This window comes from Psychrobacter sp. 1176_08 (assembly GCF_052850615.1).
On the sequence record NZ_VXCU01000006.1, the window covers coordinates 205,855 to 229,717 of the forward strand.

Annotated in this window: 20 protein-coding genes; 3 read left to right on the top strand and 17 right to left on the bottom strand. The window is 44.4% G+C overall.

Annotated elements, in window-relative coordinates:
* Window positions 1-18: 18 nt before the first annotated feature.
* The 4 genes from FW759_RS09670 to FW759_RS09685 all read right to left on the bottom strand — a co-directional run bounded on the left by FW759_RS09670 (window position 19) and on the right by FW759_RS09685 (window position 4,066).
* A complete protein-coding gene (locus tag FW759_RS09670; RefSeq protein ID WP_446442853.1) occupies window positions 19-669 on the bottom strand; it encodes an OmpA family protein in 651 nt (216 codons plus the stop codon).
* Window positions 670-680: 11 nt separating this feature from the next.
* Complete coding sequence (locus FW759_RS09675) at window positions 681-1,391, bottom strand: OmpA family protein (RefSeq protein WP_446442854.1); 711 nt, start codon at window positions 1,389-1,391, stop codon at window positions 681-683.
* 17 nt (window positions 1,392-1,408) lie between these two features.
* The gene (locus FW759_RS09680) at window positions 1,409-2,668 is read right to left on the bottom strand and encodes an FAD-dependent monooxygenase (protein WP_446442855.1); all 1,260 of its coding nucleotides are present in this window, start codon (window positions 2,666-2,668) and stop codon (window positions 1,409-1,411) included.
* Window positions 2,669-2,767: 99 nt separating this feature from the next.
* Window positions 2,768-4,066 (bottom strand): FAD-dependent monooxygenase, encoded by a 1,299-nt coding sequence (locus tag FW759_RS09685; RefSeq protein ID WP_446442856.1) that lies wholly within the window; start codon window positions 4,064-4,066, stop codon window positions 2,768-2,770.
* A gap of 709 nt (window positions 4,067-4,775) precedes the next feature.
* Between FW759_RS09685 and FW759_RS09690 the strand changes: the two genes are divergently transcribed.
* A complete protein-coding gene (locus FW759_RS09690) occupies window positions 4,776-5,864 on the top strand; it encodes a PhoH family protein (RefSeq protein ID WP_446442888.1) in 1,089 nt (362 codons plus the stop codon).
* A gap of 199 nt (window positions 5,865-6,063) precedes the next feature.
* Window positions 6,064-6,669, top strand: coding sequence for an rRNA maturation RNase YbeY (gene ybeY / locus FW759_RS09695; RefSeq protein WP_446442857.1), 606 nt, complete (start codon window positions 6,064-6,066; stop codon window positions 6,667-6,669).
* A 57-nt stretch (window positions 6,670-6,726) separates the two neighbouring features.
* Here the strand turns inward: ybeY and FW759_RS09700 are convergent, their stop codons facing one another.
* Window positions 6,727-7,602, bottom strand: a complete 876-nt coding sequence (locus FW759_RS09700) for a mechanosensitive ion channel family protein (protein ID WP_095568937.1) — start codon at window positions 7,600-7,602, stop codon at window positions 6,727-6,729.
* A gap of 92 nt (window positions 7,603-7,694) precedes the next feature.
* Window positions 7,695-8,582 (bottom strand): energy transducer TonB, encoded by an 888-nt coding sequence (locus FW759_RS09705; protein WP_446442858.1) that lies wholly within the window; start codon window positions 8,580-8,582, stop codon window positions 7,695-7,697.
* 389 nt (window positions 8,583-8,971) lie between these two features.
* On the opposite strand from FW759_RS09705, the gene FW759_RS09710 reads away from it, so the two are divergent.
* Window positions 8,972-9,745: a hypothetical protein gene (locus tag FW759_RS09710; protein WP_062845844.1), complete on the top strand. Its 774-nt coding sequence runs from the start codon at window positions 8,972-8,974 to the stop codon at window positions 9,743-9,745.
* A gap of 126 nt (window positions 9,746-9,871) precedes the next feature.
* Here FW759_RS09710 and FW759_RS09715 read toward each other — a convergent pair whose 3' ends face one another.
* From FW759_RS09715 to nuoE, 11 genes are all read right to left on the bottom strand, one after another.
* Window positions 9,872-10,714, bottom strand: a complete 843-nt coding sequence (locus FW759_RS09715) for a ferredoxin--NADP reductase (RefSeq protein ID WP_446442859.1) — start codon at window positions 10,712-10,714, stop codon at window positions 9,872-9,874.
* 180 nt (window positions 10,715-10,894) lie between these two features.
* Window positions 10,895-12,373: an NADH-quinone oxidoreductase subunit NuoN gene (gene nuoN / locus FW759_RS09720; protein WP_446442860.1), complete on the bottom strand. Its 1,479-nt coding sequence runs from the start codon at window positions 12,371-12,373 to the stop codon at window positions 10,895-10,897.
* A 3-nt stretch (window positions 12,374-12,376) separates the two neighbouring features.
* A complete protein-coding gene (gene nuoM / locus FW759_RS09725; RefSeq protein WP_446442861.1) occupies window positions 12,377-14,002 on the bottom strand; it encodes an NADH-quinone oxidoreductase subunit M in 1,626 nt (541 codons plus the stop codon).
* 1 nt (window position 14,003) lies between these two features.
* Window positions 14,004-15,878 carry an NADH-quinone oxidoreductase subunit L gene (nuoL, locus tag FW759_RS09730; protein WP_446442862.1) on the bottom strand — a complete coding sequence of 625 codons (1,875 nt, stop codon included), beginning with the start codon at window positions 15,876-15,878 and terminating at the stop codon, window positions 14,004-14,006.
* Window positions 15,879-15,882: 4 nt separating this feature from the next.
* On the bottom strand, window positions 15,883-16,191 hold the full coding sequence (gene nuoK / locus FW759_RS09735; protein WP_062845843.1) for an NADH-quinone oxidoreductase subunit NuoK: 309 nt from the start codon (window positions 16,189-16,191) through the stop codon (window positions 15,883-15,885).
* Between the two features lie 98 nt (window positions 16,192-16,289).
* Window positions 16,290-16,997, bottom strand: a complete 708-nt coding sequence (gene nuoJ / locus FW759_RS09740) for an NADH-quinone oxidoreductase subunit J (protein WP_446442863.1) — start codon at window positions 16,995-16,997, stop codon at window positions 16,290-16,292.
* The gene (gene nuoI / locus FW759_RS09745) at window positions 16,994-17,542 is read right to left on the bottom strand and encodes an NADH-quinone oxidoreductase subunit NuoI (RefSeq protein WP_062844013.1); all 549 of its coding nucleotides are present in this window, start codon (window positions 17,540-17,542) and stop codon (window positions 16,994-16,996) included. The genes nuoJ and nuoI overlap by 4 nt, the downstream gene beginning before the upstream one ends.
* 55 nt (window positions 17,543-17,597) lie before the next feature.
* Window positions 17,598-18,590, bottom strand: coding sequence for an NADH-quinone oxidoreductase subunit NuoH (gene nuoH / locus FW759_RS09750; RefSeq protein ID WP_443504937.1), 993 nt, complete (start codon window positions 18,588-18,590; stop codon window positions 17,598-17,600).
* A gap of 52 nt (window positions 18,591-18,642) precedes the next feature.
* Window positions 18,643-21,726, bottom strand: a complete 3,084-nt coding sequence (nuoG, locus tag FW759_RS09755) for an NADH-quinone oxidoreductase subunit NuoG (protein WP_446442864.1) — start codon at window positions 21,724-21,726, stop codon at window positions 18,643-18,645.
* A gap of 10 nt (window positions 21,727-21,736) precedes the next feature.
* The gene (nuoF, locus tag FW759_RS09760; protein WP_446442865.1) at window positions 21,737-23,161 is read right to left on the bottom strand and encodes an NADH-quinone oxidoreductase subunit NuoF; all 1,425 of its coding nucleotides are present in this window, start codon (window positions 23,159-23,161) and stop codon (window positions 21,737-21,739) included.
* Window positions 23,158-23,667, bottom strand: coding sequence for an NADH-quinone oxidoreductase subunit NuoE (gene nuoE / locus FW759_RS09765; protein ID WP_062844010.1), 510 nt, complete (start codon window positions 23,665-23,667; stop codon window positions 23,158-23,160). The genes nuoF and nuoE overlap by 4 nt, the downstream gene beginning before the upstream one ends.
* Between the last annotated feature and the right edge of the window lie 196 nt (window positions 23,668-23,863).

A 23,863-nucleotide genomic window follows, 5' to 3' on the forward strand; every position in this document is an offset into this window, starting at 1 on the left:
GACCAATAATAGCGCTATTTAAAACTTAACACATATATCGGATTTTGAGTCATTTTGATTATGGTAAACCACTCCGTCTTCAGGCTCTATCGCTAGTGCGTAGACTCGACGATTCATGGATGTTTCATCTTCGGTATCAGATGATGTAATAAGCGCTTTAGCTCCACAGTCAAAAGTATTCAAACGACCAGGTTCGATATCATGTTTTAAAATAAGATAGTTCTTAACCATAAGCCCTCTATCTCTGCTCAGAGAATTAGAAACTTGGTCGAGCTCATCTTCTGAGATGTGAGCATCAATTTTCATGGTAGCGGTATCGTATTTTTTCATCTGCATTGCCACTCTATCTAGCTCAAACTGATACTCAAGTGCTAATTCACTACTACCTTTTGCAAAAAAGGCCCGATATTCCATTTTTAGACCTATTCCCATACCCGTAAAAGGACAACCCTTTTTATCTACTACCACATTCAGAGGAGTAGCTGGACATTCATCTATATCGTCAGGTACGCCATCACCGTCTGAATCTGGGATATTTGGTACTAAGGTAATAGGTGATTCTTCGATACTTTGATTTAGCGCAGTGCTTTTTAATGGCGTTTGGCACGCTGCGAGCGTCGAGGTGAGTACTGCTATAGTGGTTATCGTTGCCCATAACCTATTTGACATGACTTTTCTTCCTAAAACTGCTGACAAAAGGCTTTGTATCTGTCAAACGAGTCCATCTGCCCATGATCTTGACCATTGAAAAAGTCATAGGCTGGTAGTGCCTTCCCATAGACACGCTGATTCATTAGTGTACCTTCCTCGGTATCATTGGGCGTAACTTGCATATTATCGGCGCAATCAAAACTATAAACTTTACTAGTAGGCACACCTTTATTGATTAAGTAGCTTTTTACTAACTGTGCCCGCTTACGTCCCAATTGAAATTGGCCGCCTGCTCTCTGTTTGAGATTTTCACCAGTTGTCGTTGTTAATTGCCGTGCTTCAGGCTCAGAGGTATGACCAGATAGTACGACCACCAGATCCAGATCAGAACTGGTTAGCATTTTATCAGTTACTTTTTCCAGTTCTGGAAAATAATTCGATTGTAGCTCATTGCTATTACGCTCAAAGAATATTCTCATATCCATTGTAATGAGATCCATTAAGTCGACAGGCATCGGGCAGCCAAGCTCATCTACTGAGACATTTTTAGGTGTATTTGGACAGTGATCGATGTTATCAGGCACCCCATCACCGTCTGAATCAGGAGTTTCTGGCAATAAGGTAATAGGTGTTCCTTCGATAATTTGGTTTGGCTCAATATTTTTTAATGATGTTTGACACCCCAATAATGCTAAAGCGCTTACCAAAACCACTATCGTTTCACATAACTTTTTAGCCACATTTTTTCCTTATAGTGCTACACCCCACTCGCCTGCTTTGCAAACAAACGCATCAATGGCTTGATTTTACCGACGCGGTACATGCCTTCATTACGGATTTGTTGTACAGGACGAGCTTGAGCAAGCGATCCTGCAAACAACCAGTTAAGCGCAGAAAAACTATGCATCATCAGGCTATTGTGCGGATGACGCGAGCGCTCATAAGCACGTAAAGTTTGATTGCTACCCCAAAGCTTACTGCCACTGCGGGCAAAGTCATGGGTTAACTGCTTACTCAATACTTGCACATCGAGCATGCCCAGATTCAATCCTTGGCCTGCCAACGGATGCACGCCATGCGCTGCATCACCAATTAAGACCAAGTTATCAGCGACATAGCTCTTCGCTTGTTGTGCCATTAATGGGAAACTGGCGATTGATTCAATTTGCTGGATAGCGCCAAGCTCATAGTTCGTCGCAGCCGCAAGCTTATCCGCGATAAAGCGATCCTCTTCTTCCAGTAGTGACAGTGCTTGATTGCGCGGCAATGTCCAAACGACTGACTGCCAGTAGTGTGGATTGGCTTTGTCCGTATCTGTAATATCAGCCAAAGGCAATAAGGCTAAAGTCCCCGTAGGCAGCATGGCTTGGCGCGCCGTCGCTTGATGCGGCTTTTCTGTCTGAATGGCACAGCAAATCGCAGTTTGATGATAATCCAAGGTATCAAGCCCAATGCCCGCTTGCTGACGCACAAAGGAGTTTCGACCATCTGCGCCAACCACTAGCGCGGCCTCAATGATTGTGCCGTCGTTTAAAGTCACATGATAACCTTTGTCAGCGCCATGCCAATCCATGTTCACTACTTTTTGACCTGCGATAACGGTAAGATAGTCACTAACTGTCTCGTCATTGATGCGCTGCCACAGTGCATGTTCAATAACGGCAGGCTCAACCATACTACCCAATATGTCAGGTGCGACGTTCTGGTTATCGCTATCACCAAACAGCAACTCACCCATGCCATTCAATTGCCATACTTGCATTTGTGAATAGTCCGCCTTGCGTTTGGAGGCTGCAATTTTTTGCCACACTCCTACGTCTTCTAGCAGACGAATACTGGCTAAGCTCAGCGCATACACACGTGCATCGCGCTTATTCAGTACCGCTTGCCACATTGATTCATCACGCCCAGGACGAGCATCAATCAAAGTCACTGGCATTTTTGCTTGCGCCAGCTTTAACGCAAGCGTGGCACCAACGATACCGCTACCTATAATCAATGTATGGTTGTTTTTCATGGAGTATCCTTTATGGAGCGGTGGTCTGCTCATAGTATGTATCGCTTCATTTTTTAACACAATCTACGCCGATAGACTTTTAAATTTAAGATTTCAAGTTTAAGATTTTAAGCCCATCGCATAAGTCGCCACTAACGGTTTAATATTCGGTAGTTTGTCAAACGCAACCAAAGCCACGTTTCGCGCTAGCTTCACGGCTGGATTGGTATGTGTAAAGCCATGCACCACGGCATCACAGAAGCGGATGACTCGTTTTTGATCGGCTTTTCTGGCTTTCTCATAGCGTTGGAGCAATTGCGTATTTCCAATGTCGTCGCCTCTTAATACTTGCGCATTCATCATTTGCGCCAAGACATGAGCGTCTCTCATACAAAGGTTAAAACCTTGCCCTGCCACGGGGTGTAGAGTATGAGCGGCATTACCCATGATGACGCAGCGCCCTAGCACCTGCCTGTCTGCCAACACTCGGGTCAATGGATACGCGCCGCGTCGACCAGCAGCTTTAAACGTGCCTGCCCGTTGTCCAAACCCTTGCTGTAACGTCGTCAAAAAATGCGCGTCATCTTCTAGATACTGTGTCTCTTCCCCTTTTGGACATATCCAAACGACTGAGCGTCTATAGCCTTCTTGATGCTTCTCATTGCTATCGCCCTCTGGATCCGTCAATGGCAGCACCGCTAATGGACCTGCTGGACTAAAGCGTTCAATGGCAGTATGGAAATGAGGTTTGTCTGTCTCAACCACACCGACAATCGCGCTTTGTCCATAATCATAAGTCGTCGTACCAATATCTAGCAGCTGACGCACCGTAGAGTCACGTCCATCACAAGCGACCAAAACGCTGGCTTGTAATTGCTGCTCATTTTGTTCATCGCCATCATGGTTAAAGCTGAGTGTGACGCTGTTGACATGTTGTTCAACCGCTATCACGTTGGCGCCATCAATCAGCGTAATCAGCGGCGCTTGTTGAGCCGCCAATAACAGCTTACGTCCGAGCCACGCATTTTCGATCACTTGCCCAAACGATTCGACCTTTTCTTCCGCTTTATTCAGTTGTGCACGCCCAAAGCTACCTTGCTCACTAATCTGCACCGTATCGATGCGACACGCATGGCTTTGTAGCTCATCCCACAGACCAATTTCTTGATAAATCTGTACTGTACGGCGTGATAGTGCCGTATTGCGACTGTCTAAATAATGACTGCGGGTTCTATCATCGGTAGGACTAATGACTGGATAACGGTTTTTTTCTAATAAGGTGCTAGCGATGCCATGATGCGCCAATAGCAATGCAAAGGACAAGCCTACATGCCCCCCTCCAGCGATAAGCACCTGCTGCTCAGTGACTGCTTCTTTCGTTGTAGCCTGTGATAAATTTGAATCCGTTTTTTGCATCATGGTTGTTCCTAATTGTTATGCCTATTGCCATTGATTGAGCCTGCGTGCCAAATACGCTCATCTATAGTCGATTTATTTTAAAAACGACACAGTGCTACTGATGTGCATGTTGCGCCGCCTCTGTTTAGCAGCATGCAAGAAACATTTATACCAGTAGCACGTGGCTATTCACGTATCTGTTTTATTCCGACCCAACTATATTATTGCTCTCTCATTATTATAGTTCTCTCATGATTTTATTATTGTACGCCAGCTTTACGATCAATTATAAAATGGGTGATATGACTCGTAGATTACCATAAATTGCCTGTTCCTTTATGCTCTTAACCGTACATAAAACGTGTATCAATCGCATGTCAAGTTTAGGATATTTGAGATATCCTCTCTTGAGTCATACAAAACAAAAACCACTTAAGGTAGTTGCAATCGTCATACAAAAACAGGGCTATCTGGCGGATGTACTGCTTGAAATTTAAAAACTATCTACCATAATAAAGACAAGACATTTATTTCTCTTCATAACCAATAACCAATAACCAATAACCAATAACCAATAACCAATAACCAATAATAATTTTTAAAACATTGCCGTTATTTTTATCTCTACGATCTAAAATTAATAACTATTTTCCGTTTAAACCCGTCACTTTATTAAAAATACATCCTAGTATCGGGTACACAACATAAGGATAATCGCTTGACTGATTCCATGAGCCGCCGTATAAAGTTTGAATCATTGACACCAGCCCAGCTAAAAACTGTACTTGGTGAATACAACAATCACATGAAATATATCCAAGAACGCCTCGACATCAAAATCAGCCAACGTCAAGGCGATTTTTGCCTCAGTGGCGATGTGACTGGTGTCGAGCGCGGTGAGCGCATTATATATAAAATGGTAGACGAAGCCCAAAACTCACAAGACATCAGCGCAGAAGAGTTGCACCTCATCATTCAATCCAGCCTCTCGCGTGATGAAGACATGGAAGCCGATGAGCAAGACGATGACAATGCAGAGTACGAAAACGAGCTAGAAGCCAGTGAGTTTACGCCCATTAGTTTACGCACACGTAAAGGCCGCATCGTCCCTCGTGGCGGCAATCAGCAACGTTATGTACAAAATGTACTAAGCTCTGATGTATCGTTCGGTATTGGCCCTGCTGGTACAGGTAAGACGTATTTAGCGGTTGCCTGTGCAGTCGACATGCTTGAGCGTAATGAGATTGAACGTATTTTATTGGTACGCCCAGCCGTAGAAGCGGGTGAAAAACTGGGCTTCTTACCAGGTGATTTGACCCAAAAAATCGATCCGTATTTGCGTCCATTGTACGATGCGTTGTATGAGATGCTTGGCTTTGAAAAAGTGGGCAAAATGATTGAACGTCAAATCATTGAAGTTGCGCCACTTGCTTATATGCGTGGTCGTACACTAAACAACTCGTTTGTCATTCTAGACGAAGCGCAGAACACCACCCCTGAACAGATGAAAATGTTTTTGACGCGGTTGGGCTTTGGCTCACGTGCCGTGATTACGGGTGACATCACTCAGGTCGATTTGCCACGTGGCCACAAATCAGGCTTGGCACAAGCGATGGAGATTCTAAGCGGTATTGAAGAGATTCATATCACTAAGTTTGACTCAAAAGACGTGGTACGCCATCAGTTGGTACAAAAAATTGTCGAAGCTTACGATGTGTTTGATGAAGAGCAATTGATACTAGAAGAAAAACGCAAGTTTGAGCGCATTAAAGAGCAAGAACGTAGACAAGTGATTGCTAACGCAGCGGCTAAATTATAAACTGGCACGCTTAAGCTGTCACTCTAAAATAAAAAACCGGATTACTTCTAGAGTAGTCCGGTTTTTTGCTAAAAAATATAACGTTGGCAGCACTATATTTACTTTATATTGGATTGATTATGCAGTCAGGCAACACTGAAATGTTTGAGATAATAATATTTAGAGACATCGTCTCATCAACCGATAAAAGGATAATGACATGAGTCAGTCTAACGATGACCAAGATCACGTAAATGATGACATGACTAATAACGATGCAGACTTAGTAGCACTCGATATCAATGCGACTGAAAGTATTGATGATGAGATACTGGATACCTTTTATCAGCGAGATAAACTACGCACGATTATGATGGCAACGTTAGATTATGTGAATGAGCGTATGCCTCAAGGTTTGACGCTGCCTTACTTTGAGGATATTGAGCCTGAGCGCTGGCAGTCAAAAACAAAAGCGCTAGACATATATATTACTGATGAGATTGAAGGACAGGCATTAAATCTGGAAGCACGTGATAAAGATTATGCAACCAACATTCTATCTTACCCAAGCGATTTGCCCATTGCTATCATTGAGCTAATGCCCACATTACCGCTCGGTGAGCTCGTTATCTGTCATGACGTTATGGTGCGTGAAGCCGAAGAGCAGAACAAAGCAGTAGATCAGCACATCAGCCATCTGTTGATACATGGGGTACTGCATCTACTGGGCTTCGATCATGAGCTTGGACAGGCCGAACAAGATGAGATGGAAAGGTTTGAGATCGATATTTTAGCAAATCTGGATTTGCCAAATCCATATATCTAGTCCATATGTCTAGATTGGGGACCTTTTACGGTCCCATTTTTAAATTGAGGACATGCTTTAGTCTTTTTTCATCGGTAGTTTTTGTGATTCACCCATTTGGTTAATCATTTGATCTAGACCTTTGACATGGACACTACGCTGCGGGAATGGAATCTCAATCTTCTCATCGTCTAGTGCCACTTTGAATTGTTCTAACAACTCACACTGCATTGACCACCAGTCAGCATTGGTGGTCCAAACATTCAAAGTCAAATCCACCGAATTATCGCCCAAGTTGGTAACACGCACGATCGGCTCAGGATCAGTAAAGGCCAATGGATTATTTCGTGCCAAGTTAAGCATGACGGTTTTAGCCGCTTTAATATCTGCGTCGTAACCAATACCGACTGTGATATCAACACGGCGATTGGGCAACGATGAATAATTGGTGATCGCTGAAGTAGTAATATTACCGTTTGGAATGATGATATCGTGGTTATTGGTCGTCGTTAAATGCGTATTGACCAAAGTAATTTCGCCCACTGTACCAGTAAAGCCGTTGATTTGGACATAGTCGCCACTTACAAATGGGCGAAAAGTCACAATCATGATGCCAGCTGCAAAGTTTGATAACTGATCTTTTAATGACAAACCAATGGCGACCGCTGCACCACCCAAGATCGCAACAACAGATGTCGTCTGTACGCCTACCTTACTTAAAGCCGCTAAGGTAACCACGACGAGTAAAACGCCATACAATAAACGACCTAAAAAGCTGGCAACCGTGTCATCCAAGCGACTTTTTAGCATGACCTTATGAGCGATGCTTACTGCTTTTTTGGCCAACCACAGTCCGATGACGAATATTAGAATGGCCAACACTAGCTTGGTTGTTAACACTACTGCACTGGCGGTTAGCGTGGCGATATCGATGGTGAAACCTAAAAATTCCATACTGACTCTTTATTCTATAAATGTTTTGATAAATTCATGTTAATATTTTTTTATGTCTGTCTGTCTGTCTGTGTAGTATTTAACCACAAATGTTAATAAGTGACATCGACTTTGTCACTATAGCGATACGTCCGTATCAGGCGCAACTCTACAATATTTTTCATATCTTTGGTAAATTGACCAAAAGGCGCCGCTTGACGCACTGATTGTTTTGCCGCTTCGTCTAGTATTGTCGAGTTCGAGCTCTCTAGCAGACGAATGGCTTTAATATTGCCATCGTTATTAATGATGACCATCAAGCGCACATCACCTGTAATGCCTTGGGCACGAGCTTGTACTGGATAGTGCAAGTTACCAACACGCTCAACATGCTCACGAAAGGTATTGATATAATCTGCTGCAACACCGCGCGTGGTCAAATTGCTATCCATCGTCACGACTTTTGATTTGGTCGCATAGACTTGCTGACGCTGGGAAAGCTGTGCTTCTAATGTAGCTATTTGTTTGCGTAGCCGCTCTTCTTGTGCCATGGCATTGTCTTGAGCTTGTTTGCTATCATTATCAGACTCAACCGCTGCTTGACGCCAGCTCAAAGTGGTGCGTAGATAACTTTCTTGATAACGCTGCTGACGAACTTGCCGCTGTAAATTGATGACGTCTTGCGTCTCACTCATTTGTTCAGCGGACAAAGGACTGGTTTGGTCAGTCTCTTGCCTTAGCGTTTCTTCTATTGTACCACCACCTTCTTGTGACGCATTGGCAATGAAATGCGCGTCTTCATTTGGTTGCATGTTGTCCGTAAGGGCTTTTGCGACGTCTTGCATCATTGCAGCAGGATCTTTACCCATCGAAAAGCTGATACCAAAGATAATCCCGATATGTATCGCAACAGCGATCACAATCGCGATAGGCAAACCCAAATCACGCTTGGGCGCTTGAGCAGAAAAATGGTAACTTTGTGAATCTTTGATATAGGCCACAATAGGTCTCAGCGGATAAAAATCAAGTCAAACAAATAAAAAGCACTATTGCTACAGAGCCTAAAACAATGCCAGTGATATCATAACATGACATAGAATTATACTGCCAGTATAACTGTGATGCCGTATTTTCACCCACTTTTGCTATGCCAGCAGCTCTGATCGGCTGATTAATAGGCCCAGTAGCTTCAAATAAAATAGATCGGTAGCAATAATGTTTTTGTTATGGCAATGTTTGTTTTACTTTAGCAGCAGGCGTCATCAAATGAATTACTACAAAGTGTAGGTGTTTATTTTGAAGCTATCACATTTACTATATACTGTTTTATAAGTATTAAATAACGACCCCTATTATTATAAGGATAATAAGTTTGAGTGGCTTTGATAACATGAATGACAACGTGAATGATTCAGACAATTTCGATGAGTTTTTCGAAAATATGGGTGACCGTTTTGACGAGTCATTTAGCGGAGGCTGGGAGCGCCTTACTCAGTCTATTAAGCAGATATATAATAAAACGACTGACAAGCTCGAAGACGAAATTGCCCTGCCCGTTGCCCAAAAATATGTCAACGACGCCCTGCAAAAATTTGTCACTGATAATGTAAAAGCCATTTTAGAATTGCGTGTTGAGATGCATGACGACTGGTTTCGATTATTCTGTACAGTCAATACCAGTGGTATTTATGCTGAGGTGGCCAGTAATTTTAGCTTGGTTCATGTGCAGCTTGATCGTAATGTTCAGCGCTTTGTTTTTGGGCAGCAGACCTATACCGATGTACTCAACCTACGTTGTGAGTCGTTTCTCAAACGTCAAGGGGTTAAGCTTTTCATCTGGTTTTATCATAGTATCCTCAAAAAAGATCCTTTAGGATTTATTCTGTCTTATATCAATATTGCTCGTACAAAAGATGAAGTCATTTATCTTGATATCAATCGTTGGCTCAAGAGCAACAAAAAAATCATTAGCACGCTGCATAAGGTTCAAGTGAACTATGGCGAGCTTGAAGAAGAGCAGATGGTTTTAAAAACACAAATCAACTATCGGGATTTACTGGCTGCCAGTAGCAATGAAGACATCATTAGCGATGATGATGAACCGCAGCTGATGCAAGGTCCAATCAGACCGATAGAGGATGCCACCGAACCTAGCCAAGTTTAAAGCATGTTTGCTTTTTTTATACCATAACGCGGTCTCTGAAAGCCTATTTACCTTTAGAGACCGAGTTTTTTACAAAATAGCTTACAAATGGTCAATATCAACCCTGTGTCTGCTCACAGCTGATACTTACCAGTAGTTTTCTACTGCAATATTACCCTCACCGCGTCGGTTCATGACCAACCCTAACGATTTTAATGTCTCTTTGGTATCTTCTACCATATCTGGATTACCACATAGCATGACATGCGTACTATCGATATCCAGCTCGATACCTGCTCGCGCTTGCAAAGTACCCTCTAACAACAGCTTTGGCAGACGTTCTGTCAATGCCCCTTCGACAGACTCACGAGTGATAATAGGAATAAAGGTCAACGTCGCTGGGTTATCTACCAACGAACCAAAGTCTTCTTGCAAGCTTTCAATCTTCTCCACATAAGAAAGTTCCTCCGTTGAACGTGCGCTGTAGGCAAGAATAATATGCTCGTAATCTTCCCATGTCTTTAAATCTTGTAGCATGGATAAGAAAGGAGCCAAACCAGTACCAGTCGCTAGTAGCCATAGATCTTTTGGCAAGGGTTTTTGATAACGGGCTAAGGTTAGAAAACCAAATGGCATTGTATTGAGTAGCAATTCATCGCCTACTTGCAAGTGTTGTAACTGCGAGGTAAATGCACCATCTGGAATCACGATAGAGAAGAATTCTAGCACTTCGTCAAAAGGGGACGACACTATTGAATAGGCACGAAAGATATCTTCATTCAATGCTGTATTCGCTGCTTCATCAACGCCATCATCAGATACGTCGCTTTGCTGCTTATAATACTGTAATTGGCTAGGATTGACGCCCAAACGCACAAATTGACCTGCGGTAAACTTAAAACTGTCAGGACGGCTCACCGTAAAGCTAAATAGATTTGGTGTCCATGTGGTTTTGCTGAGCACCGTTACCTTTTGAATATTGTCACTCATAATAATTGTTCACCCACCTAGTATTTATACTTATTGAATTATTAGACGCTACAAACGAAAAGATGCGCCAAGCTTATCACAAAGCAGGCGCATCTTGGTTTTCTAACCGTAACAATAGACAAGCCACCGTATACAGTGGCTTACCTTTTCTCTATGATAACAACTTACCACATCTGACAGCTACCAGATACGTGCCAGACTTGCCCACTCAATCATACTATTGGGTAAGACACCGAAGAAGACGATAATGGCAGTTACCGCAATCACCATTATACCGCCCATACGAATACCCCATTGTCCAGACACATCAAATTCAATAAATTGCTTAGGACGTTTGAACAACGTGAGCATAACGCGCAAATAATAGAACAAACCGATGGCACTACCGAGAATAATCATTGCGGCTAAGAACCAATGAGTACCTTGTACGGCAGACAATATCGCAAATAGCTTAGTGATAAAACCTGCTGTTAACGGAATACCTGCCAATGACAACATCATAATCGTCATAACAGCGGTCAATACAGGACGACGCCAAAACAGTCCTTGATAATGCGTCAACTCATCCGCTTCACCAGACAAGCGATATGGACTCGACATCAAGGTCACAACCCCAAAGGCACCAATAGAGGTAAACGCATAAATTGCCATATACATACTAGAGATACTATCAGCTGCTGCACCAATGCTAACAATGACGATCAGCACATAACCCATATGGGCAATCGAAGAGTAACCAAGTAGACGTTTTAGGCTGGTTTGGCGTATGGCCAATAAGTTACCCACCAAAATTGACAAGGTTGCCATCACCATCAGCAACATCTGTACCGAGGGCAGTGCCAACAAAGACGTATCAATCAAAAAGCGAACCGCGAGCGCCATCATCGCCACTTTTGAAACTGACGCTAAAAAGGTTGCGATAGGTGCTGGTGCGCCTTCATAAACATCGGGCGTCCACATATGAAATGGTGCCGCAGACAGTTTAAAGGCAATACCAAACATCATCATTGCCGCACCAAGAATCAATAGTGGCGATTCAAATAGATTGCTCAGCACCATACTGATGGGCTTGAAAGCCAACGAGCCAACTTCTGCGTAAATAAAGGCCATGCCCATGAGCAACGTCGCCGATGCAGTCGCAGACAATACCAAATACTTCAAACCCGACTCAAGCGAGCGATTACGCATATACGTATAAGCTAGCAATCCATAGAGCGGCACTGATAGCATCTCTAAACTCATAAAGAACGATGCCATGTGCTGAGCGCTTACCATGAGTAAGGCACCAATTGTCGATAGCAACATGAGCAAATATAGCTCGTCTTTATTGTCTTTTAAATTCGCCAGATACGCATACGATAGCGTACAGCAGGCCAATGCACAGATGAAAATAACCACCATATTAAACTGAGCGAAGTTATCAATGACAAATAACTGCTCAGCGTTTGGCATCATATTGCCACTATTAACAATACCCAGCATTTGACCAATTAAGGTAAACAAACCGATATTCAAACCGGCAACCGTGATTGCCGCAGTGACCATATGTGAGCGCTTGATTGCAATGGCAATCATAACTGCCAATACCGTAATGACTACGATAATAATTGGCGTGTAAGGCAACAATCCCATCAAATCATTCATTGTAATATTATTCATGACTTAACGTGCCTCCATTGCATCAAGCAACTGCGATGCATCTACCTGTGTTACTTGACTGTATATATACGCATTGTTGATCCACTGCATCGCGTGACTCGACGTATCGAGGAACGGCTGCGGATAAAGTCCAAGCCATACCAGTCCAGCGGCCAATACCAGTAACAATGACAGCTCACGTTTGCCCAAATCTTTGAGTCTGCGCGTGGGCAACCCATGTGATTTGGTCTCTTCGAGCGCCAGTGCTGCAATATTGTTTTTTCCAAATAACGCACGATGGATTAATATTAGCGAGTACAACCCTGCCAATACCAAGCTAAACGTTGCAAATACCACGAATACAGGATATTGAGCAAATGAGCCAAATAAGATCATAAATTCGCCGATGAAGTTACCTGTACCAGGGATACCCAGCAGCGCGGCACAGAAGAACATCAATATCGGTGCATAGTAACGGAACTGTCCCCACATGCCGCCCATTAAAGTCAAATCGCGCGTATGCAAACGTTCATACAACTGACCTGCCATGATAAAGAGTGCCGCTGAGCTTAAACCATGCGCCAGCATCTGAATCATCAGACCTTGTAGACTGAGTAACGTTCCTGCATAAATAGCCAATACCACAAATCCCATGTGCGAGATACTGGTATAAGCCAGCAAACGCTTCATATCGGTTTGCATAAAGGCCAGCCAAGCGCCGTAAAAGATACCAATCGTACCCAACGTCATTGCAATCGGCGCAAACTCTTGAGATGCCACAGGAAATAACGGCAAAACAAATCGAATCAAACCATAAGCCGCAGTCTTAATCAAAACCCCTGCCAAATCCACCGAACCTGCTGTTGGTGCCTGCGCATGCGCGTCTGGCAACCAGCCATGGAACGGGATAATCGGCAACTTAACCGCAAAGCCAATAAAGAAGCACAGCATGATTGGATATTCCCAGCCGCCAAGTGACGTACCGAGTAAATCATTATAGTTAAAGCTCACTACGCCTTTTTGTGCGTAGCTGATAATAACCAATATCAAAATACCAATCAGCATGATAAGACCAGAGGCTTGGGTATAGATAAAGAACTTGGTGGCCGCATATTCTTTGGTTTTACCGACCACATCATGACCCCAAATAGCGATCAAGAAATAGATAGGAACCAGCATCATCTCCCAGAAGAAGAAGAATAAGAACAAATCAATGGCTAAGAAAACACCAATGACGCCGCCCAGACTCCACAGCAAGTTTAGATGAAAGAAACCAACACGGCGTTGAATTTCATTCCATGAGCAGGCCACAGCAGCAATACCGAGCAGACCTGTCAATGCCACCATTAATAGTGATAAACCATCTAGCGCCAAATGAAAACTGATACCAAAACTTGGTATCCACGGCACACTGAATTCAGCAACCCAAGGCACTGCTGAGTCTGGTGCAATGACTTGTTTGCTCATACCACTAAAATTGCCGTACTGCCAGAGCACCAGTGATAGTGCAAAGGTCAATATCATACCGACCAACGCAATCCAGCGCGGCAGACGCTTATTAAATCGCTCTACTATCCAACACAGCAACCCTGCAATAAAAGGAATTGCAATCAATGCTGGTAGCATCCACGTTTGTTGTAACTCAATCATCTTATACCACCGTCATCATTACCAGCACCAACAGCACAGCCATGCCCAAGCCAAAGCTTGTCGCATAACCTCGAAGTGACCCTGTTTGCGTCGCAGACAATATCTTATTACCTGCTGAAGCCAGCTTGGGTAATACATACCACGTTTTATCAATAGGGTCGGCTTTAAATAAGCGGCCGATGAATAAAAAGGGTTTTACAAAAATTAGATCATATAGCGCATCGAAGCCTAGACCGTGATAGCACCAGTGATATAGCCCGCCACCAATGCGTGAACGTTTGAAGCTGGTTAGCATGCGACCCTTATCTACCACATAAAGTAGCGCAGCGATGATCAAACCAGCTGCCATCGCACCCATCGCAATATACTCTGCTGTGTGCTTAGCATGATCTTGACCCGCCACTTCTAATAGATGCCCAACGCTCTCTGGTAACACGCCTTGTAATGGCGGCGTAATCCATGCACCAACCGCTGTTGATAGCACCAGCAGTACAGTAAGCGGTAACCAATACGATACCCCTGACAATTTGTGTGCATGGGTTTTCTCTTCACCAAAGAAGATAATCCAAATCATACGGAAGGTATAAATTGCCGTTAAGAACGCGCCGAATACACCCATATAGAACAGTACTAGATGGCCTGTCGCATAGGTTTCCCAAAGAATCGCTTCTTTAGAGTAAAAACCAACGGTGACCCATGGAATAGCCGCGAGTGCACCGCCACCAACGATATAACACCAAAATACCAATGGTATCTTTTTACGTAAGCCGCCCATCTTAAAGATATCTTGCTCATGATGTACCGCAAGAATAACCGCACCTGATGATAAAAATAGCAATGCTTTAAAGAAGGCATGCGTCATCAGATGGAAGATAGCCCCTTGCCATGCACCCACACCCAACGCTAAGAACATATAACCAATCTGACTCATGGTTGAATACGCAAGAATACGTTTGATGTCTGTTTGTGCTAATGCACAAAAACCAGCAACGACCAGCGTTAATGCCCCTACACCGCCAACCCAGTACAATAAAATACCTGGCGTCAGCTCAAATAATGGGTGCAGACGAGCGATTAAATACACCCCTGCTGTCACCATCGTTGCAGCGTGAATCAGCGCTGATACGGGCGTCGGACCTGCCATCGCATCGGCAAGCCACGTATGTAATGGCAACTGGGCTGATTTACCCATTGCACCGCCCACAAGCATCATAGTGGTTAACATCATGATTGGGTTATTGATATCAAAAACTTCTGGCGCGCGCGTGATAATCTCTTGAATATTGAGCGTACCGAACTCGCGGAACAATAAGAACAGACCGAAGGCTAAGAAAACATCACCCACACGCGTGACTGTAAAGGCTTTTATCGCCGCACGACCATTGGCTCTATCATGATAATAGTAGCCGATGAGCAAGTACGAACAGATACCTACACCTTCCCAGCCAAGATAGAGTAAGAATAAGTTATCTGCCAATACCAGCAATAACATGCTGGCGACGAACAAATTCATATAGCTAAAGAAGCGCGCAAATCCTGTATCGCCTTTCATGTACCAAGCAGCAAACAAATGGATTAAAAAGCCAATACCAGTAATGACGCCAGTCATGGTCAATGCCAAGCCATCAAAGCTGAGTCCAAAATTTGGCGCAAAATCACCAACTTGGAACCATGTCCACATCGGTATCTCTACAACCGTTCCTGCTGGACTGGTGCTCAAAAAGGTATAACTGACAACCAGTGTACATAATGCTGATAACAGCATACTGCCAACACCGACAATCGCTGCCACCTGCTCCGTTAACTTGTCGCGCATAAAGGCTAAAATCAAAAAGCCAACGAGCGGGAATACAAAGGTTAATGGTAATAAACTCATGACATCATCCTTTCATCTCATTGGCGGTATCGACATCTAGATGCCCACGCTTATGATAAAACCGCAATAATATTGCCAAACCAATGGCGGCCTCGGCTGCTGCCAACGTCAAAATAAAGATAAACATAATCTGCCCATCTGGATCGACCCAGCGACTCCCTGCTATGACAAATGCCAATGCTGTCGCATTCATCATAATCTCAAGACTCATTAGCATAAATAAGAAATTACGTCGTACCATGACGCCGCACAAACCAATGGCAAATAAAATACCTGCCAAAATCAATCCATGGCTCATCGGTATCATTCCCAATAAGTTTTGTGCCTCAGCAGCAGGCTGTACTAAGCCTGCCACTTCATGGGCAAACGGCACATTCGATACGTCTTGTGCCACGCTCGCTGCTAGTACCATCAGTCTGACTCCTTGCGCGAGACTCGTTTTACACCCACATAGTCACGTGGATCAACATCTTTATATTCATAAGGTTCAGCCGTTTCTGCTGCATTGTTTTCTACATGAGAGCTATCGTGATTGTACGACTTGGTGCGAGCCGCACTCAGCTGCCCTTTATGGCTGTCGTCACTCACAATACCGTCATCATTGGCTTCTTTACCCAAATGATAAGCGGCCACTAAAGCTGCCAACAGCAATAAGGCTGCTACTTCTATCAGCATCACGTATTTGGTAAACAACACCGTGCCAACTAATTTGGCAGATACGGTGGTACCACCAATCATCGCTGTGCCGTCGTCATTAAGACCAATCAGCGCATAAAGAATCACAGCAATGATGATGGTCAAACCTGTCGGTATCGCCCAACTGCCAGCATCTAGCCATTTCTCTTCGCGCTCATCATTACTCATACCGAGATTCAGCATCATGATGACAAAGACAAACAGCACCATGATAGCGCCTGCGTAGACCACGATTTCAAGCGCGCCTGCGAATGGCGCACCAAGCACAAAAAATATCCCAGCAATCGCTAGCAATGACACAATCATTGATAAAATAGCATGTACGGGGTTGGCTTGAGTGACCACTCGCAGGCTGGCAAAAATAGCCACGGCTGCAAGCGAATAAAACCCTGCCAATTCAGGATGATTTAAGATATTCATCATGGCAGCAAGCTCCTTAGATCAATAGGTGCAGATTCATTTTGAGCTGCACCTTTTGGTTTGTCCGCGACCGCCATACCCGTCACACGATAATAGTTATAATCAGGATATTTACCCGGTCCTGAAATGAGCAAATGCTCTTTTTCGTAAACCAAGTCCTGACGCTTATATTCACCAAGCTCAAAATCTGGTGTCATTTGAATAGCGGTTGTCGGACAGGCTTCTTCACACATTCCACAAAAGATACATCGTGAAAAATTGATCCGAAAAAACTCTGGATACCAGCGGCCATCTTCACGCTCCGCTTTTTGTAGCGAAATACAACCGACTGGGCATGCAACAGCACATAAGTTACAGGCAACGCAGCGCTCATCTCCATCAGGGTCACGCGTTAGGACAATACGTCCACGAAAACGTGGCGGTACAGGTACCGGCTCTTCAGGATAAAGAATGGTATCACGTGGCCTGAGCGCATGACTATTGACCATCCACATGCTGCGGACAATGGTAAATATACCAATGACGGTCTTTTTTATAGTAGTAAACATGGGATTATTATCCTTATCAGCTTTACCCTAGTTCATCAGTGATGGCTAGTAATGATTACAACGTTGGGGAAAAGATCAAAATGACTGCAGCCGTAATCAATAAATTAATCAACGTTACTGGCAGGCAAACTTTCCAGCCAAAGTTCATCACCTGATCATAGCGCGGACGCATGAGTGAGCCTCGAGCCAAAACAAACATGGTCATAAAGAACAGTGTCTTAATCATGAACCAAAAAGCTGGTGGAATAAATGGAATGTCTAAGTTAAAAGGTGCAAGCCAGCCACCAAAGAACAAACACGTCATCAGCGCAGAAATCAAGACAACGTTGACGTATTCTCCAATAAAGAACATACCAAATTTCATGCCAGAATATTCGACATGATAGCCTTCAGCGAGCTCTTGCTCAGCTTCGGGTTGGTCAAACGGATGTCTATGGGTAACGGCCACACCAGCGACCACAAAAGTCAAAAATCCAAAAAACTGCGGAATGATATACCAGCCATCAATTTGTGACTCGACAATCTCACGCAAGTTAAATGAGCCGGTTAATGCAACCACACCCATCAATGACAATCCCAAAAACACTTCGTAACTGATCGTCTGTGCAGCTGAACGTAAGCCACCCAAAAGAGAAAATTTATTCGCCGATGCCCAACCACCGAACATCACAGCGTAGACCGCGATACCCGCCATGGCAAAGAAGAACAAAATGCCAATATCCCAATCAGCGACACCAAGCGTTGGTGAGATAGGAATAATGGCAAATGAAGCCAATGCCGTAAACATGGCAACCGCAGGTGCCAAAGTAAACATAAACTTATCAGTAAAGTTTGGCGTCCAATCTTCTTTAAAGAAGATTTTGAGCATGTCTGCCACTAACTGCAACGAGCCGAAAGGCCCCACACGGTTTGGACCATAACGATCCTGCCACAAAGCCAACATACGGCGCTCATAGACAATCATCATCGCCGCAACGAGTACCACGACTAAAAAGATAACCAGTGATTGGCCCACTAAAAATAGAATGGACCACGCATCGAAACTCATGCTATTGGCCAAAAAGCTTGGCACATCAGGAATAATACGAGTGACTTGCATATCACACCTCCTGTGTGGTGGTCGGCGCTGCGTTCATTTGCGCAGTATTATTATCATTCATCATATCGTTAGCCATGCTACCCATCATCGTAACAGGTGCATCCACTTTGCGTACTGACGCGGGTAGTGACGGATGAATAATGCTCACCTGTCCGACTGGATAACCAATACAGCCTTCCGCCAAGTAACCGACAAGCTGGACTGGCAAGGTGATTTGTTGCTTATCAATCTCAATGGCCAAATAGTCACCAGCAGTAATACTCCAGTTTTTGGCATCATCAATACCAATGCGCCATGCAGCAACTGGTAATTGCTCAGCGACGATTGGACTGCGTGATACCATCATTGAGCTGGCATAAATATTGTAAATAGGAACTAGTTTGGCTTGTCCTTGCTGCATATCCGTTGTGATCACAGCCATGGCTTCAGGTGCCACATACTGACGAGTGGCTAGACGTTCTAATCGATCAAACAGGCGCACACCTGGATCACCATTTTTTAGATGACCACCGACTTTATCTTGATATTTGTTCCACGCTTGCGGTGAGTTCCAACCTGCCGCATTGGCAAAAGGAATCATCGAGCTTGGCGTTTCTTTACCGCTATAACCTTCCATCGAGAAAGTTAAACCTGTGTCTAAATCTTTTGGCTGCATTGGCTCATGGACGGATATCGGTGCGCGCATGGCAGTACGGCCTGAATAGCGACGCGGTTGACGTGCAATTTTAAGACCAGTAATGCGGTAATCTGCTTCTGGCGCTGCGCCTTTGATACCTGCAAGCTTAGGATGCGTGACTATTAACGCATTAATCACATCATCCAATTGCGTCCAATCGACCTCTCTGCCTTCTAAGCTGCTATGCACAGCATGCAGCCAGCGCCAGCCTTCTTTAATACTGCTCATTGGATGATAATAGTTATTGTCATAGACTTGGAAAAAACGCTGAGCGCGGCCTTCAGCCGAGATCAATGTACCATCAGCTTCCGCAAAACTTGCTGCTGGTAATACGATATCAACATCTTTGTGCCAATCAAGCAACTGATGATCAAGCGCAATCACGGTTTTATCAGCTAATAGCTGTGTTAACTTACTGGCATCTATTGCATCGGTTAGCTGATTTTCGGCAACGATGACCACATCAAAGTCACTCGCTAGTAGCTCTTCGACTGATTGACCACCAAGCATACAAACGCCCATACTATTAGCATCAGGAACCGTCAGATAAATACCCGCTTGTGCATGATAGCTGTCATTCACTTCTTTTAGCTCAAGCTTCTCAGCTGGCTTACGCTCAACATCGTCTTGCGCTTCTTTATTTGTACCAGTGTCAGGTTTTTCTGGTTTGGCTGAGAGCTCTTGATCTTCGTCAGGCTGATCGGTTTGGGCTTGCTGCTCTGCCGCTCTCACTTTTTCATTATGAACATCAACTTGGTGCTGCTCTGTCGCTTGAATGGCAGCACGTTTTTGGGTTAATACTTGCGTGATTTGCGCGGCTGCTTCTATTAAGGCAACAGACGACAGACCCGTGCCTGAGATGACTAATGGTTTATCCGCTTGAATCAAGTCATAAGCAATTTGCTGGGCAAGCGATTGCATACCGTCGATGTTGGCATCAGCACTGGCATCTTGTTGCTTACTGTCCTGAGGATGAGCAATTTTGGCTAAATCATCAGAAAAATGAGCAATTTCTTCGGCCACTTCAAAGCCAAGTTTGGTAATGTCTTCAGGCGTTGCTACCACACTCACTTTACTGATATCTTCTAACTTAGTTTGGGTCACATCGATGACATAAACGGGACTTAAAGCATCTTGGGCAATACGCTTGACAGGTTCAGCAAGCCAAGGCTGAGTCTGCAACGCGGCTGCCATTTTCAGACCTTCATTTTTAGCGGCTTGGCGTACTGATAGCGCGACTCTTGATGACGTTTGCGTGATGTCTTCACCCAATACCAATACGGCATCATAACTTTCGATATCAGTCATGCTTGGGTTATAGATGCCCTCAGTGCTAAGCACTTCGATACATTTATTGACCAAAGCTTGCTGCTGGTGATTAAGACCAGTTGAAAAGTTATTAAAGCCAACTAAGTTTTTTAGGGCAAAGTTGGTTTCTAGGCTAGCACGTGGTGAGCCAATACCAATAACCTTTTTGTCTTTGATACGTTTGATGGTTTCATCTAGCGCATAGTCGATATTGATTTTGACATGCTTATCATTGATACGCTCAAGCGCTTGCGTTGGGCGATCATCACGGTTGACATAACCGTAACCAAAGCGACCACGGTCACACAGGAAGTAACGGTTGACTTCGCCATTGTAGCGGTTTTCAATACGGCGCAATTCACCATAACGCTCACCTGGCGAGGTATTACAACCCGCTGAGCAGCCATGACAGATGCTTGGCGCATACTGCATGTCCCACTTACGATTGTAGCGCTCAGAATGCGTCTTATCCGTAAAGACGCCCGTTGGGCATACTTCAGTTAAGTTGCCTGAAAACTCGCTTTCAAACTGACCGTCTTTATCACGACCAAAATAGACACGGTTGTTTGAGCCATAAACGCCCAAATCCTCACCACCTGCATAATCCTTATAAAAGCGAACACAGCGATAGCAAGCGATGCAACGGTTCATTTCATGAGCAATAAACGGCCCAAGCTCTTGGTTGTGATGCGTACGTTTGGTAAAACGATAGCGACGACGGCTGTGACCTGACATGTAAGTCATGTCCTGCAAGTGACAATGCCCCCCTTCTTCACAGGTAGGACAGTCATGCGGGTGATTGGTCATGAGTAACTCAACCATCGACTTACGGAAGGCTTTGGCCTCATCGTCAGTGACCGAAATATACATATCATCACCAGGTGCCACCATACATGACATCACTAGGCGACCACGACCTGCTTCCATATCTTCTTTATTTTGGTATTGCTTAACCGCACACTGGCGGCATGATCCTACTGAGCCGAGGGCGGGATGATAACAAAAATATGGCACATCAATGCCAAGAGACAAACACGCTTGTAGCAAGTTATCGCTACTATCTACTTCGACAGTGGTTCCATCAATATGTATGACTGCCATGCCGCTCTCCTTATTTCGCTACTGGCTGTTGATTGGCTGCAGCATCAATGACATCTACACCAACCGCCTGAGCAATTTTTTGATCAAATTCAGGACGGAAATATTTAATCGCACTCATGAGTGGTTCCATCGCACCTGGAGCATGGGCACAGAATGTTTTACCAATCCACAAGTCACGCGTCAGACCTTCTAGTTTTTCTACGTCGCCCAACTGCCCTTCACCATCATTAATAGCAGTCAGCAGTTTGACGCCCCACGGCAAACCATCGCGGCATGGTGTACACCAACCACAAGATTCGCGTTGAAAGAAAATCTCAAGATTACGCAGTAATGGCACCATGTCTTGCGCTTCATCGACGACCATAATAAGACCCGTACCCATACGGCTACCTGCTTCTTGAATCGAGTCAAAATCGACGACTACGTCTAAATGATCTGCTGTCAAGAAATCTGTTGATGCGCCGCCTGGTAGCCAAGCTTTAAGCGTTTTGCCGTCTTTCATACCACCCGCCAACTCTTCAATAATCTCGCGAGCGGTATAACCAAAAGGCAGCTCCCACAGACCAGGATCATTGACCAAGCCTGAACAACCAAATAATTTAGTGCCTGGTGTTTTACTGGTACCTTTGATGTTGGCCAATGACTGATACCAGTCAACCCCATGATTCAAAATGGCTGGCATATTGCATAAGGTCTCAACGTTGTTGACAACCGTTGGACGACCCCATGCGCCAGAGATTTGTGGAAATGGCGGTTTGGTACGCGGATTAGCGCGGCGGCCTTCTAGACAATTAATCAGTGCCGTCTCTTCACCGCAGATATAGCGTCCAGCGCCTGTATGCACATGAAGATTAAAGCTAAAGTCAGAGCCTAAAATGTTATTGCCCATCAGGTTGTTGGCTAAACACTCATCAATCGCGGCAACCAAACGCTCAGCGGCCACGATATACTCACCGCGGATAAAGATATAACCGTCGGTCGCACCGATTGCATGCGCTGTGATAAGCATGCCTTCAATCAATTGAAACGGTAGGCGTTCCATGAGCAAACGGTCTTTAAACGTGCCCGGCTCCATCTCATCGGCATTACAAATAAGATAGCGCGGCAAACCATCAGGAGGCGACATAAACGTCCACTTCAAACCTGCGTTAAAACCAGCACCACCACGTCCGCGGACATTAGCAGCTTTAATCATGTTGCCAACGTCTTTAGGTGATTTAGATAGCGCTTCTTTTAAACCAGTAAAGCCTTTTAGAGATTCATAAGTAGCCAAATCAAGCACGGCATCATGATGTGCCAAACGCCATGTCAAGGGTCTGGTCTCGCTAGTCGCGGTTGCTTTATCACCATAAATTGGAACGCGCTGTTCGTTAAGCTGACTGGGTGCTTTGCCTTGACCGCGACGAGCAATCTGCTCTGAAATCGTTAAACTCATGCGTATAGCTCCAATAATTGCGCGACCTCGGTGGGCTGAACAGGGCCATAAGTATCTTCATCAATCAAGACGGCAGGGCCTTTGTCACAATTACCCAGACAGCAAATCGGCAATAGCGTAAAACGACCATCAGTGGTCGTCTGTCCATACTCGATACCTAGCTGCGCTCTTATTTCAGCCGATAGCGCCTCATAGCCAGTCAGATAACAAGCGACTGAATCACAGATAAGAATCACGTGACGACCGACAGGCTGACGATAAATACGGTTAAAGAAAGTTGCGACTCCATCCATATCTGACATCGGAATATCTAGGATATTGGCAATGGCATTGACTTGCGCATCATCCACCCAGCCATTGCGCTTTTGTACTATTTTTAGCGCATCCAATGAGGCTGCACGCGCTTGCGGATAATGGTGCATAAATTCATGAATAGCAGCAATCTCCTCAGCGGTGAGGATACTTGCCACATCTACTTTTGGCATTTTGTCGGAAACAATTTTCATAATCTTCTATCTTTCCTCACTCATCATGCTCCATCTTTTAACCAAAACAGTGTTATGAATTCTGTCACTGTCTTGAAATATGACTGCATTTTGGTGTGCCATTCGGCGGCAATATATGGATTAACGTATCTTTTTGATAATGATAGACTTTATTTATTAACTACAATACTTAGCAAACTGTGTCAGATAACTACGA

Coding starts and splice junctions, on each gene's coding strand:
- FW759_RS09710 (WP_062845844.1), top strand. CDS start 8,972: ATGAATGACAACGTGAATGATTCAGACAATTTCGATGAGTTTTTCGAA.
- nuoF (WP_446442865.1), bottom strand. CDS start 23,161: ATGAGTTTAACGATTTCAGAGCAGATTGCTCGTCGCGGTCAAGGCAAA.
- nuoL (WP_446442862.1), bottom strand. CDS start 15,878: ATGAGTTTATTACCATTAACCTTTGTATTCCCGCTCGTTGGCTTTTTG.
- nuoM (WP_446442861.1), bottom strand. CDS start 14,002: ATGATTGAGTTACAACAAACGTGGATGCTACCAGCATTGATTGCAATT.
- nuoN (WP_446442860.1), bottom strand. CDS start 12,373: ATGAATAATATTACAATGAATGATTTGATGGGATTGTTGCCTTACACG.
- FW759_RS09670 (WP_446442853.1), bottom strand. CDS start 669: ATGTCAAATAGGTTATGGGCAACGATAACCACTATAGCAGTACTCACC.
- FW759_RS09700 (WP_095568937.1), bottom strand. CDS start 7,602: ATGGAATTTTTAGGTTTCACCATCGATATCGCCACGCTAACCGCCAGT.
- FW759_RS09685 (WP_446442856.1), bottom strand. CDS start 4,066: ATGATGCAAAAAACGGATTCAAATTTATCACAGGCTACAACGAAAGAA.
- nuoG (WP_446442864.1), bottom strand. CDS start 21,726: ATGGCAGTCATACATATTGATGGAACCACTGTCGAAGTAGATAGTAGC.
- ybeY (WP_446442857.1), top strand. CDS start 6,064: ATGAGTCAGTCTAACGATGACCAAGATCACGTAAATGATGACATGACT.
- nuoH (WP_443504937.1), bottom strand. CDS start 18,590: ATGAGTTTCGATGCGTGGTCCATTCTATTTTTAGTGGGCCAATCACTG.
- nuoE (WP_062844010.1), bottom strand. CDS start 23,667: ATGAAAATTGTTTCCGACAAAATGCCAAAAGTAGATGTGGCAAGTATC.
- nuoJ (WP_446442863.1), bottom strand. CDS start 16,997: ATGATGAATATCTTAAATCATCCTGAATTGGCAGGGTTTTATTCGCTT.
- FW759_RS09690 (WP_446442888.1), top strand. CDS start 4,776: ATGAGCCGCCGTATAAAGTTTGAATCATTGACACCAGCCCAGCTAAAA.
- nuoI (WP_062844013.1), bottom strand. CDS start 17,542: ATGTTTACTACTATAAAAAAGACCGTCATTGGTATATTTACCATTGTC.
- FW759_RS09680 (WP_446442855.1), bottom strand. CDS start 2,668: ATGAAAAACAACCATACATTGATTATAGGTAGCGGTATCGTTGGTGCC.
- FW759_RS09715 (WP_446442859.1), bottom strand. CDS start 10,714: ATGAGTGACAATATTCAAAAGGTAACGGTGCTCAGCAAAACCACATGG.